At 38.4% G+C, this 15,537-nt stretch carries 4 protein-coding genes and 1 pseudogene; 4 read left to right on the plus strand and 1 reads right to left on the minus strand.

What is annotated here, in order from left to right; translation table 11 throughout:
• Positions 1-9: 9 nt before the first annotated feature.
• Both G7A72_RS14805 and G7A72_RS14810 read left to right on the plus strand, forming a co-directional pair.
• Positions 10-936 carry a type IX secretion system membrane protein PorP/SprF gene (locus G7A72_RS14805; protein WP_165153035.1) on the plus strand — a complete coding sequence of 309 codons (927 nt, stop codon included), beginning with the start codon at positions 10-12 and terminating at the stop codon, positions 934-936.
• 14 nt (positions 937-950) lie between these two features.
• On the plus strand, positions 951-2,909 hold the full coding sequence (locus G7A72_RS14810) for an OmpA family protein (RefSeq protein WP_165153037.1): 1,959 nt from the start codon (positions 951-953) through the stop codon (positions 2,907-2,909).
• A 131-nt stretch (positions 2,910-3,040) separates the two neighbouring features.
• On the opposite strand, the gene G7A72_RS16700 is transcribed toward G7A72_RS14810, so the two are convergent.
• Positions 3,041-3,166, minus strand: coding sequence for a hypothetical protein (locus tag G7A72_RS16700; protein WP_256371154.1), 126 nt, complete (start codon positions 3,164-3,166; stop codon positions 3,041-3,043).
• Between the two features lie 501 nt (positions 3,167-3,667).
• Between G7A72_RS16700 and G7A72_RS14815 the strand changes: the two are divergent.
• Positions 3,668-4,569, plus strand: a pseudogene (locus G7A72_RS14815) (IS1595 family transposase).
• A gap of 437 nt (positions 4,570-5,006) precedes the next feature.
• Entirely contained in the window at positions 5,007-15,521 is a 10,515-nt protein-coding gene (locus tag G7A72_RS14820; RefSeq protein ID WP_165153039.1) for an Ig-like domain-containing protein, read from the plus strand.
• Positions 15,522-15,537 lie beyond the last annotated feature (16 nt).

Here is a 15,537-nt window from a genome sequence, read left to right on the forward strand (position 1 = left end):
TAATAGAATATGAAAACAAAATTTATACTAATGTTGCTGTTGCTCGCGGGTACTATAAATGCGCAACAAGACGCTCAGTTTACACAGTACATGTACAACACCATAAACGTGAATCCCGCCTATGCGGGATCACGTCAAGCATTGAATATTTTTGCCTTACATCGTACTCAGTGGGTAGGACTTGATGGAGCACCTGTGACCAATACGGCCTCGATTAATACTCCTATAAAAGATACAAAACTAGGTTTAGGAGTGTCGATAATTAGTGACAGGATTGGTCCTTCGGACGAGAACAATTTAGCGGTTGATTTTTCCTATTATATCAATACTTCAGAGGATTTCAAGCTCTCTTTTGGACTGAAAGCATCAGCAAACCTTTTGAATATCAATTTTGATAAATTGAATCAGTATGATCCTAATGATTATAGTTTTGAGAACAATATAGACAATAAGTTTTCACCAAATATAGGTGTTGGACTTTACTGGTATTCTGATAATACCTATATAGGCCTCTCTGTTCCTAATTTATTAGAGACAAAACATTTTGATAAATATGCCGGAGTAGGAGCTTCTACTTATATTGCAAGAGAGAGAGTGAATTATTATTTAACAGCAGGTCACGTGTTTGATTTAGATTATAATCTAAAGTTCAAACCCGCCATCATGACCAAGCTCGTGCAAGGAGCACCATTACAAGTAGATTTATCAGCTAACTTTTTAATTAATGATAAGTTTACAGTAGGGGCAGCTTACAGATGGAGTGCCGCATTAAGTGGCATGGTTGGATTTCAAGTGTCTGACTCTTGGTTTATTGGATATGGTTATGATATGGAAACCACACGACTTGCTAATTTTAATTCCGGATCACATGAGATATTTCTTCGTTACGAAATATTGAACAGATACAATAAAATTACATCACCTAGATTCTTTTAATTTAATATAACGTTATGAAATTAAGCGCCAAACATTTCGGATGCTGTGTAGTTTTTTTAGTATCAACAGTAATGGGGTATGCCCAAAAAAAAGGAGTAGCAATTGCGGATAAAAACTTCGATAATTATTCTTACGTTGATGCAATAGCTACTTATGAGAAAGTAGCAGCGAAAGGGTATAAAGACGAAAAAATGTTCCAAAAACTAGGAGATTCCTATTACTTCATAGCGGATTTGATCCAGGCAGAGAAGTGGTACTCAGCACTTTTTGAGATGAATGCCTCCCAAGAGCCAGAGTACTATTACAGGTATTCTCAATCTTTAAAAGCAGTAGGAAACTATGCTAAGGCCGATAAAATGTTAGAGCAATTCATAGCAAAATCAGCTACAGACCAGCGAGGAAAACTTTTTGCGAGTCAGCGCGATTACTTGAATGAGATCAAGAAAAATTCAGGGAAATATGAAATCTTCGATGCAGGAATTAACTCTCCTTATTCTGATTACGGCAGTGCTTATTACAACAACACGCTACTTTTTGCATCGGCACGAGACACAGGTGGTGTAGCTAAAAAAGTGTTCAAGTGGAACAATGAATCGTTCACCAACTTGTACAGTTCTCAGATAAGTACAGATGGTAGTATGGACAAGCCAGAGGTGTTCCATAAAAACATCAACAGTAGGTTTCATGAGTCTACACCTGTTTTTACCAAAGACGGCCAAACCATGTATTTTACCCGTAATAATTATCTAAATGGTAAAAAGCAAAAAGACAGCAGACGTGTTATATTATTAAAACTCTACAAAGCCACAAACGAAAACGGAAAATGGGTAAATGTACAAGAATTACCTTTTAATAGTAATGAATATAGTGTAGCGCATCCAGCGTTGAGTGTAGACGAGAAAACCTTGTATTTTGCATCAGACATGCCAGGGACCAAGGGATTATCAGATCTTTTTAAAGTAAGCATCAATCCAAATGATACGTACGGCACGCCAGAGAATCTAGGATTGCCTATAAACACAGAGTCAAGAGAAACGTTTCCTTATATCTCACCAGATAATAAGATGTACTTTGCCAGTGATGGACATCCCGGACTTGGAGGTTTAGATGTATTTGTTATGGATTTATCATCAAAAACTCCGGGAATTTCTATCGAAAACTTAGGGACACCTATAAACAGTGCCCAAGACGACTTTTCATTTGTGATAGATGCAGAGAATAAAAAAGGATTTGTCACTTCCAATAGAGAGGGCGGATTAGGATCTGATGACATTTATAGATTCAATAAATTCCCAGTTCTAATATGTGCTCAAGCACTTCAAGGAGTCATCAAGGATCAGGATACAGGTTTAGTCCTGGCAAATGCTAAGGTAAGTTTGTTTGATTCCAATTTCAATTTGATCAAAGAAAGTACAACTGCATCATCAGGGGACTATGCCTTTGAGGTTGAATGTGGAAAAACGTATTATTTACGTGGAGAAAAACCAGAATATGAAACCAAAGAGAATAAGATTGTAATAGCAAACGTATCTGGAGTAACACAAGGTCCATTGGCTTTAGAGCCACGAAAAAAAGCAATTGATGTAGGAACAGATTTAGCTAAAACCTTAGATATTCCGATTTTGTATTTTGATTTAGACAAGTCATTCATTCGAAAAGATGCTGCTTTTGAGCTTGAAAAAGTATTAGCAGTGATGCAAGAATACCCAAAGATGACCATCGACATTAGATCCCATACAGATTGTAGACAAACCGTAGCTTACAACCAAGCATTATCTGATAGAAGAGCTAAAGCAACCAAGGCATGGTTGATTAAAAACGGTATAGCTGCCAATAGATTAACGGCCAAAGGATACGGCGAATCACAGCTTGTAAACGATTGTGGGTGTGAACCTACGAACCAATCAAACTGTACAGAGGAGCAACACCAAGCCAATAGAAGAAGTGAATTTATTATTGTATCGATGCAATAAACCTTATCAAAACAACAACTATCAAAAAAGGCTATCCATAAACTTGGATAGCCTTTTTTGGTGGTTGATAAATTGAAAATATAAAACCATTGGATACGGTCTGATTAACAGATAAATTGCCAATTTTTACGCTATATAAAATACTGACTGAATTGGAGTAGTGGAAAACCTGTCAAATTGACCACCAGTTTCGGAGCAAACTGACCACCACTTTCCAGTTCAAATTGACCATCTGATTTTAGGCTAAAATTGGACATTAAAAACTACCAACTTTTTCATATTGTTAGCACCATACTCTTTTTTATTGAAGTGTATTATTATATTTTTTAAATTACTTATAGTTTTACTTATCGATACTTTAATGTCATTTGTCGAATTTAAATATTCAGATCCTTCACTAGTTATTAAATTTACATGGCTAAAAGTGCGAAGTATACGGAAATTGAAAATGGTCAGTCCTCTTTATTCCGCTTTTACTTTTTTTACAGTAAAAAAAAATTCGTATTGTTATTTTATATAAAGAAATTAGTTTGTTTTTGTTTATTAGAGTTAAATAACGATTTTAATTGCTTTTTAACGAGTTTACAAGAACTACTTTTCAGATTAAAGATATAAATTATAATTTTGCATTTAATTATGAAATCCTTAGCATTGTTTTAACGTAAACGAAATATTTGATTTGATTTTAATAAAAAAACTAATGATTGTCTGTAGTTAGTCATAATTTAAGAAAATGTACTATCGTTATAATAAAAGCTATGTATTTATTCAGTTTAACAGCAAATTTTGGAAGCGCAGAATCTTGTAGACTACATTTTAAAGAAGAAAGAGACAAGATTGGAGCTCAATGTAAATGCGTAGGTAAAGCATATTTTTGGATAAAAGTGTTTGGAGTTATGCATTTAAAAAATGTGGAAGTAGAATTTCTTTGCGAAATGGAACAATAATGCAAAGTTCTAATTTGTCCTTTTTGATTTGGTATAAAACTATGTTTTTAATGACCGCTACTAAAAAAGAATTTTCAAGCAAAGAAATTCAAATGCAATTTGGATTAAAGCGATACGAGCCAGTTTGGGTTATGGTCCCATAAGGTGCGGGAAGCAATGGGTAATAGAGATGTGCGCTATGCTTTGGAAGAAATGACAGAATTTGACGAAGGATATTTTACTGTTGAATTATCAGAAATAGGGCAAGAAAAAGGGATTCGTGGTCGAGGCGAAGCAGGAAAAATGAGTACCGCAATTAGTGCTGAAGCAACAATTTTAGAAGATATTGAAACAGGAAAAAAATCAAATCGATTTCGGTATTTTAAAGCAAAAATTTAAACAGATCATACCGCTAAGCAGATTAATGACACTATTAAAAAATTAATTTCAGAGAAAAGTATTTTTTTCTGAAAAAATTATATCAAATATTGACATCGCAGGCTTTTTGAAATACACATAAAAGAGAAATCCAATAAAGAAACAACATCAAAAACTTTGCGATGGGCCCATACTGCAATAAGTAATGCCAAAGGTATTTTATTAGGAAATTACAATATAATAAAAGGAAGATATATTTAATTGTAACTAAATGAGTTTTTTTACAAGTTAAATAGAAGATATTTTAAGAAAAATTATTCGATAGACTAGTAATTGCGGGGATTACAGGTTTATGACAAAAAACGGACAATTTTTTTTTTTTACTTTATGGATTTTAACTAATGCTTTTTTGATAATCAAGAAAATATTGTTAATATTTGTTAATGAGAAAATTGATAGTATATTTTTTACAGAATTTTGTTAATAAATGTAATAACCATAATTTATATGGTTAATTGTTACTGTTTATTTTTACTATAGTGTTAAATTAAACGAAAAAATAACTTATACTTGCAAATGTATTTATGACGAATAGTATTACCCGCAAAACATTTTTAAATCTTATTAATTTGTTTAAATTTGTAAGCTTTAACACTGTCCTAGGGCCAACAATATGTAAAATTTCTATTAATAATTTAGAGAGTGACTAAAGTAGACACACAATATTTTCTAAATAACTAATACTATAATGAATATTTTTTAAAATCGAGAATTACTTATTTAAACTAAATTTATGAAAAACAATTATTTCCTTAAGCATACCAAAATACTATTATTGTTTTTGTTTTTTGTTTTTGTAAAAGAACAATCGTTTGCGCAATATGCTACAAAGCATTACATAGCACCTGCTCCTTGGAACTATGCATCAAATGCAAACGAATTTGTGGTTTCTACTAACTCTGCTTCAGCAGTTTCTGTAACAATAACCAAAAGTGATGGTACAGCTATTGCAACATTAAGCGTAATTACAGGAAGTCCTGTCGCTTACAGACCAACAGGTGCTCCACTTACCTTAGCTGCAAATAGTATTAATACGGTTTATACAGACAGGGGTTTAATATTTACTTGTGCGTCTCCAATAGCAGTTTCTATTAGAAATGTAGAAAGTGACAGTGTTAATGGTGGGCAAACAAATTTTATAAAAGGAAATGCTGCGCTTTCAAGCTATGGTAATGAAGCGCCAGGAAATTTATTTAGGGTTGGTTATTACAGAAGTAACTACGCAGGTCTTTCTACTTTTGGGTCTAGTACTGCTACTCCAGTATATTCCGTTATGGCTATAAACAACGGTACTGCAGTAGCTGTAAATGGTGCTATTTTAGTAAATTTGAATGCGGGTGAATCGTATCTTTTTCAAACTACGTTAGGTAATTTAGTTACTACAAACAAACCAGTTGTAATGAATTCTGGAACATGGGGGGATGAGCCAGGGGGTTGTAAAGATGCAGTTTTTGATGAAATACCGCCAGTACGAGTACTAGGGCAAGATTATATTATAATTAGAGGAGGCGGTACAACTGGTATAGCAACAAATTTACCAGAACAAACTACTTTTATTGCAACCGAACCCAATACTACTGTTGTTGTTAAAAATTATAATGTTTCAGGAACTGAAATTTCTACTAACACCTATACTCTTGTAACGGCAGGCAGTTTTCAAACAATTCATCACGGCGACGCAGCTACTGCCTATTCTAGCTCATCACTTTCCTCAGATAAGAAAATCGCTGTTTACTCCGGAACTGCTGCAGGTTGCGAAATAGATATGTCTGTTCTTCCACCATTGTCAAGTTGTACAGGTTCATTTAGAGCAGAAACAAAAAAATTCACAAGATACGACAATTCTAATTTACCTTATTTTGGTTTTGTCCTTTTACAAGACAGTACAGTTAAAGTATTTATGAACGGTCTTGATTTAGAAGTTTTAGGTGGCGTAAGAAGGCAAATTGGAATAACGGGTTATTATTTAATTGACTTTACAAACGTTCAGTTAGCAAATCCAAATAATATTATTTTTACATCCGCTGTACGTATGAGTATAAATATGGTTCAGCAAGGAGGAGGGTTTACGATGGCAGCATACTTATCTTCTTTTAATGATACTTTGTTGCCACCAGAACCAAGTTTAAACGCCAATGGATGTGTAACTATGTTAACTGCCGAACCAGGATTATCTCCTTATCAATGGTACCTTAACGATGTGTTAATAGCTGGTGCAACTGGTGACACTTATGCGCCAACTAGTCCAGGTAATTACTCAGTTGCAGGAACAAAACCATGTGGTTTAACAGCGCCATCTTTATCGTTTTTAGTAGGATGTAGTACCAATCCAGATGTAAATGCAGGAAATGTAAATACAATAATTTCAGGAAGCGTTGCTGCTAATGATGAAGTACCAGTTGGAACAACATACGGTTCACCAGTAGGACAAGTAGGAAATCCGAATGCAGTTTTACCCATATTCAATTCAAATGGTACGTACTCATTTTCACCAACCTTGCCAGGTGTTTATACGTTCTTAGTAGATGTTTGCTTGCCAACAGTAGTAGCACCATGTCCTAAAGAACTTTTGGTCATTACAGTATTGAATCCGCTATCTAATGTTAATCCACCCGTGGCGACTAATGATCTTGCAAAAACAGTATTCAATACAGCAATAGTCATTCCGGTCAGGGGAAATGATGGACCAGGTAATACAGGAGGAGTGATCGGTATTCCGACAATTTTAACACAGCCGCCAAGTAGTGCCGGAGTTGTAACGATAGTTGCTGGAAATCCAGTTTTTACACCAACTATAGGTTTTATAGGCGTAACCACATTTGTATATCAAATATGCGAAAATCCTTCTGGATTCTGCGCATCAGCCACTGTTGAAGTTACTGTTTTACCACTAGGTGCAGCAAATACAAATAATGCTACCGATGATTATAACACTGCTACACATTCAGTAGCAGCAAATGGAAACGTATCGGCTAACGATATTGATCCAGAGGGCAATTCGCAAACTGTTTCGCCTCAAAACTTAACAACACCGCAGGGAACATTTATTTTAGCTTCAACTGGCGTTTATACTTTTACACCAGCTCCAGGTTTTGTTGGATCTGTGAACTTGCCTTATACTACTTGTGATAATGGTTCTCCATCTTACTGTGTTACAGCAACGTTATATATTGTAGTAACAAGTATCATTGATGCTGTCAACGATCCATCGGTAACTATTGCATCAAACAACACAGTTGTAACGGCATTGAATGCATTAGCTAATGATACGTTAAGCAACATCGTAGCAACTACCACCAATACCAATGTAACCCCATTAACCACAGGGCCATTGAGCATCAATGCCAACGGAATAGTAACCGTAGCAGCCAATACCCCAAGTGGCACGTACAGCATCACGTATCAATTATGCGAGGCCAATCCAGCAACAGGATTAAACGTTACACCAGCAAATTGCGATACCGCAACTGCCACAGTGGTAGTCGCTAATGCAATTGATGCGGTAGCCGATCCATCAGTAACCATTGCATCAAACAATACCGTTGTAACAGCCTTGAATGCTTTAGCAAACGACACTAGAAATGGTGTCGCAGTAACAACTACCAATACCAATGTAACACCACTAACCACAGGACCATTGAGCATCAATGCAGACGGAATAGTAACCGTAGCAGCCAGTACCCCAAGTGGCACGTACAGTATTACGTATCAATTATGTGAAGCTAATCCATCAACAGGATTGAATGTAAGCCCAGCAAATTGTGATACTGCTATAGCAACAGTTGTAGTAAATAATCCAATTGATGCGGTAGCCGATCCGTCAGTAACCGTTGCATCAAACAATACCGTTGTAACAGCTTTAAATGCTTTAGCAAATGATACGCTAAGTGGCATAGCAGCAACTACCACCAATACCAATGTAACACCATTAACCACAGGTCCATTGAGCATTGATGCAGATGGAATAGTAACCGTAGCAGCCAATACTCCAAGTGGTACGTACAGCATCACGTATCAATTATGCGAAGCCAATCCATCAACAGGATTGAATGTAAGCCCAGCAAATTGTGATATTGCAACGGCTACTGTAGTAGTCTTTAATCCAATAGACGCGGTAAATGACGGTCCAACAACAATTGCGTCAGCTACTACGCCTGTTACCGTTCAAAATGTAACATCAAATGATACCTTGAATGCGCCATTCGTTACAGCAACGAATAGTGATGTAACACCAATAACTACAGGGCCTTTAAGTGTAGATGTTGACGGTAATTTAATAGTAGCAGCCAACACGGTTTCTGGAACTTATACAATAACATACCAATTGTGTGAGTCTGGTTCAAGTCCAGTAAATTGTGATACTGCTGTAGCTACAGTTGTAGTTCAGAATCCATTACTTGCAGTAAATGATGGGCCAATTACAGTAGCGACTGCTAATGTTTCTAAAGTTGTTTTAAATGTAACTACAAATGATACATTGTATGGAGATCCAGTTACAGATGCAAATACTAATGTTACGCCACAAATAGCAGGTCCACTAAGTATAGCAAGTAATGGAGAGATTACTTTATCAGCCAACACAGTTTCTGGCACTTATAGTATTATTTATGAAATATGTGAAGTAGGAGCAAACCCTGTTAATTGTGAAACAGCAACAGCAACAATAGTAGTTTTAAATGCTATTGTGGCAAATGCGGATACAACAGGAGGACTTCCAGGAGCTACAACTGGTTCCGTATTAGGGAATGATACCTTAAGTGGAATTCCACCAGTTAACCCAGCTGATGTGATTTTGACAACAACAATTTCAAATCCAGCATTAACTTTAAATCCAGACGGTACCATTACAATTGCAGTAGGTACACCTGCAGGAATTCAAACATTAGAGTATCAAATATGTGAAATTGGTTCAAATCCGGCTAATTGCAGTACAGCAACAGTAACAGTAAACGTTTTCCAAGCAGCAGTAGATGCCATTGTTGATGATTTTACAGCAGTACCATATACAGGTGGAAATGGAGGAACTACTACATCAGTATTGAATAATGATACCCTAAATGGAGTTGTCTTAAACCCGTCGGATGTTAATTTAACATTAAGTGGAACTGCGCCTACAGGATTTGTACTGAATAGTAACGGTACAATTACGGTTCCTTCTGGACAGATTTCAGGTACCTATATGGTTTTTTACCAAATATGTGAAAAGATAAATCCATTAAACTGTGATATAGCAAATGCAAAAATTCGTATTAATAATCAAATTAATGCGTTTAACGATACCTTCCCTCCACAAGCGCCAAGCACTACTGTGGCAACAACAGTTGGAAGTGTATTAGCTAATAATGGTACTGGAGTAGATAGTTTAAATGGAATAGCAGTAACATCAGCAAATACAGATGTGACACCAATAACCACTGGCCCATTGAGTATAGATGTAAATGGGAATTTGACTTTAGCTCCAAATACTGTTTCTGGTACGTATACTATTATTTATCAATTATGTGAATCAGGAGCAGACCCTGTAAATTGTGCAAACGCAACTGCTACAGTTGTTGTTTTAAATCCAATTGATGCCGTTAATGATAATCCAGTTGCCGTAAACACAGGAGTGAATCCAAAAGTAGTGTTTAATGTAACAGATAATGATACATTGAATACTGTTTTAGTAAGTCCAACCAATACGAATGTTACACCAGTTTCTGCAGGTCCATTGAGTATCGATTCAAATGGTCTTGTAACATTAGCAGGAAATACACCAAGCGGAAGCTATAGTATTACCTATGAATTGTGTGAAGTTAATCCATCAACAGGATTGGCAGTATCTCCAACAAATTGTAATAGCGCTGTGGCAACAATTAAAGTTTTAAATTCGTTAGATGCGGTAGTTGATACTTTAGGAACACCATTAGCACCATTGGCTTCAGGCACTACACCAGTAGCAGCAGGAAGTGTATTAGGAAACGATACCTTAAATGGAGTTGCCGTAACCCCGACAAACACGAATGTTACACCAATCACTACGGGAGCAATTTTAGTTGATGCAAACGGAAACGTAACCATTGCGGCGAATACCCCAACGGGACCTTACACGGTTACCTATACCATCTGTGAGTCAGACACCACCACAGGAGTTAATGTAAACCCATCGAATTGTACCACAGCTACGCTAACCGTAAACGTAGTGGGTCAAATCATAGCAGGAAATGATACTTTAGGAACACCATTAGCACCATTAGCTTCAGGCACTACACCAGTAGCAGCAGGAAGTGTATTAGGAAACGACACCTTAAACGGAGTTGCCGTAACTACAACAAACACAAATGTTACACCAATCACTACGGGAGCAATTTTAGTAGATGCAGACGGAAATGTAACCATTGCAGCGAACACCCCAACGGGACCTTACACGGTTACTTATACCATCTGTGAGTCAGACACCACCACAGGAGTTAATGTAAACCCATCGAATTGTACCACAGCTACGCTAACCGTAAACGTAGTGGGTCAAATCATAGCAGGAAACGATACTTTAGGAACACCATTAGCACCATTAGCTTCAGGTACTACACCAGTAGCAGCAGGAAGTGTGATAGGAAACGACACCTTAAATGGAGTTGCAGTAACGATTGCAAACACGAATGTTACACCAATCACTACGGGAGCAATTTTAGTAGATGCAGACGGAAATGTAACCATTGCAGCGAACACCCCAACGGGACCTTACACGGTTACGTATACCATCTGTGAGTCCGATACGACTACAGGAGTTAATGTAAACCCATCGAATTGTACCACAGCTACGCTAACCGTAAACGTAGTGGGTCAAATCATAGCAGGAAACGATACTTTAGGAACACCATTAGCACCATTAGCTTCAGGTACTACACCAGTAGCAGCAGGAAGTGTGATAGGAAACGACACCTTAAACGGAGTTGCCGTAACTACAACAAACACAAATGTTACACCAATCACTACAGGACCAATTTTAGTAGATGCAGACGGGAATGTAACCATTGCAGCCAATACCCCAACGGGACCTTACACGGTTACCTATACCATCTGTGAGTCAGACACCACCACAGGAGTTAATGTAAGTCCATCGAATTGTACCACAGCTACGCTAACCGTAAACGTAGTGGGTCAAATCATAGCAGGAAACGATACTTTAGGAACACCATTAGCACCATTAGCTTCAGGTACTACACCAGTAGCAGCAGGAAGTGTGATAGGAAACGACACCTTAAATGGAGTTGCAGTAACGATTGCAAACACGAATGTTACACCAATCACTACGGGAGCAATTTTAGTAGATGCAGACGGAAATGTAACCATTGCAGCGAACACCCCAACGGGACCTTACACGGTTACGTATACCATCTGTGAGTCCGATACGACTACAGGAGTTAATGTAAACCCATCGAATTGTACCACAGCTACGCTAACCGTAAACGTAGTGGGTCAAATCATAGCAGGAAACGATACTTTAGGAACACCATTAGCACCATTAGCTTCAGGTACTACACCAGTAGCAGCAGGAAGTGTGATAGGAAACGACACCTTAAACGGAGTTGCCGTAACTACAACAAACACAAATGTTACACCAATCACTACAGGACCAATTTTAGTAGATGCAGACGGGAATGTAACCATTGCAGCCAATACCCCAACGGGACCTTACACGGTTACCTATACCATCTGTGAGTCAGACACCACCACAGGAGTTAATGTAAGTCCATCCAATTGTATTACAGCTACGCTAACCGTAAACGTAGTGGGTCAAATCATTGCAGGAAACGATACTTTAGGCACACCAGCAGCACCATTAGCTTCAGGTACTACACCAGTAGCAGCAGGAAGTGTATTAGGAAACGACACCTTAAATGGAGTTGCAGTAACGATTGCAAACACGAATGTTACACCAATCACTACGGGAGCAATTTTAGTAGATGCAGACGGAAATGTAACCATTGCAGCGAACACCCCAACGGGACCTTACACGGTTACGTATACCATCTGTGAGTCCGATACGACTACAGGAGTTAATGTAAACCCATCGAATTGTACCACAGCTACGCTAACCGTAAACGTAGTGGGTCAAATCATAGCAGGAAACGATACTTTAGGAACACCATTAGCACCATTAGCTTCAGGTACTACACCAGTAGCAGCAGGAAGTGTGATAGGAAACGACACCTTAAATGGAGTTGCAGTAACGATTGCAAACACGAATGTTACACCAATCACTACGGGAGCAATTTTAGTAGATGCAGACGGAAATGTAACCATTGCAGCGAACACCCCAACGGGACCTTACACGGTTACGTATACCATCTGTGAGTCCGATACGACTACAGGAGTTAATGTAAACCCATCGAATTGTACCACAGCTACGCTAACCGTAAACGTAGTGGGTCAAATCATAGCAGGAAACGATACTTTAGGAACACCATTAGCACCATTAGCTTCAGGTACTACACCAGTAGCAGCAGGAAGTGTGATAGGAAACGACACCTTAAACGGAGTTGCCGTAACTACAACAAACACAAATGTTACACCAATCACTACAGGACCAATTTTAGTAGATGCAGACGGGAATGTAACCATTGCAGCCAATACCCCAACGGGACCTTACACGGTTACCTATACCATCTGTGAGTCAGACACCACCACAGGAGTTAATGTAAGTCCATCCAATTGTATTACAGCTACGCTAACCGTAAACGTAGTGGGTCAAATCATTGCAGGAAACGATACTTTAGGCACACCAGCAGCACCATTAGCTTCAGGTACTACACCAGTAGCAGCAGGAAGTGTATTAGGAAACGACACCTTAAATGGAGTTGCAGTAACGATTGCAAACACGAATGTTACACCAATCACTACGGGAGCAATTTTAGTAGATGCAGACGGAAATGTAACCATTGCAGCGAACACCCCAACGGGACCTTACACGGTTACGTATACCATCTGTGAGTCCGATACGACTACAGGAGTTAATGTAAACCCATCGAATTGTACCACAGCTACGCTAACCGTAAACGTAGTGGGTCAAATCATAGCAGGAAACGATACTTTAGGAACACCATTAGCACCATTAGCTTCAGGTACTACACCAGTAGCAGCAGGAAGTGTGATAGGAAACGACACCTTAAATGGAGTTGCAGTAACGATTGCAAACACGAATGTTACACCAATCACTACGGGAGCAATTTTAGTAGATGCAGACGGAAATGTAACCATTGCAGCGAACACCCCAACGGGACCTTACACGGTTACGTATACCATCTGTGAGTCCGATACGACTACAGGAGTTAATGTAAACCCATCGAATTGTACCACAGCTACGCTAACCGTAAACGTAGTGGGTCAAATCATAGCAGGAAACGATACTTTAGGAACACCATTAGCACCATTAGCTTCAGGTACTACACCAGTAGCAGCAGGAAGTGTGATAGGAAACGACACCTTAAACGGAGTTGCCGTAACTACAACAAACACAAATGTTACACCAATCACTACAGGACCAATTTTAGTAGATGCAGACGGGAATGTAACCATTGCAGCCAATACCCCAACGGGACCTTACACGGTTACCTATACCATCTGTGAGTCAGACACCACCACAGGAGTTAATGTAAGTCCATCCAATTGTATTACAGCTACGCTAACCGTAAACGTAGTGGGTCAAATCATTGCAGGAAACGATACTTTAGGCACACCATTAGCTTCAGGTACTACACCAGTAGCAGCAGGAAGTGTATTAGGAAACGACACCTTAAACGGAGTTGCCGTAACGACGACAAACACGAATGTTACACCAATCACTACAGGAGCAATTTTAGTAGATGCAGACGGAAATGTAACCATTGCGGCGAACACCCCAACGGGACCTTACACGGTTACGTATACCATCTGTGAGTCCGATACGACTACAGGAGTTAATGTAAGCCCATCGAATTGTACTACAGCTACGCTAACAGTATTGGTAGGCAATGCATTGGTGGCTAATAATGATACAATTAGATCTGCAGGTGGAAGTGTTTTAGGAAACGATACAATAAACGGAGTGCCAGCAACTACAGCCAATACTGACGTGACACCAGTAACAAATGGTCCATTGAGTATTGATAGAGATGGAAATTTGACAGTAGTTCCAAACACCCCATCAGGAACCTACACGGTAGTATATGAAATCTGTGAAGTAGGCGCAAACCCAACGAACTGCAAGCAAGCAACAGCCACGGTAATTGTAGCAAATGCAATTGATGCGGTAAATAGTCCATTGGTAACTGTGCCTACAAGTACAACACCAACGACTCTGACTAATGTAACAACTAACGATACCTTTAATGGAAACCCAGTTACAGCAGCAAACACGAATGTAACACCAATAACTGCAGGGCCATTGAATGTAGATGCAAACGGAGTGTTTACTCTTGCAGCAAACACGCCTTCTGGAACCTACACCATTACGTACCAGTTGTGTGAAGCAAATCCAATTACAGGTTTAAGTTTAACACCATCCAATTGCGACAGCGCAACAGCTACTGTAGTTGTAGGTGAAGCGCCAGCAATAGCCATAATTAAAACAGCTGTTTTCAATGATGAAAATGGAGATGGATTTGCACAAGCAGGCGAGAGTATAACCTATAGCTTTGCGATAAGCAACTTAGGAAACACTCCATTAAACAATGTAACAGTAACCGATGTGCTATCAGGTTTGATACTATCGGGTAATAGCATACCTTTATTACCAGTAGGAGCGACAAACAATACAGCCTATCAAGGAGTATATCGATTGACACAAGCCGACATCAATTTAGGTAGTGTAACTAATCAAGCCAAGGTAACAGGAGTAACACCTCTTGGAGTTATCACAAGCGATTTATCAGATGATTCAAATAATCTTAGTGATAGACCAACTGTTCTAGCTATTCAAGGATGTGTAATTGAAGTGTTTAATGCAGTAGCTCCAAATGGAAACGGTGACAACAAAGTTTTCCGCATCAGAGGTTTAGAATGTTATGCTGATAACACAGTAGAAATATACAACCGTTGGGGAGTATTGGTATTTGAAAGAGCAGGATACAACAATGACGATAGAGCTTTTAGAGGAGTTTCAGAAGGTAGAGTAACAGTAAAACAAGCTGAAGAGCTACCTGAAGCAACCTATTATTATATTTTGAGATATAAAGATAATGCAGGAACAAGTTTCGAGAAAGCAGGATATTTATACATTAATAGGTAATCAATCTAAATCTCTT

It is taken from the genome of Flavobacterium sp. Sr18, assembly GCF_011064265.1.
GTDB lineage: Bacteria > Bacteroidota > Bacteroidia > Flavobacteriales > Flavobacteriaceae > Flavobacterium > Flavobacterium petrolei.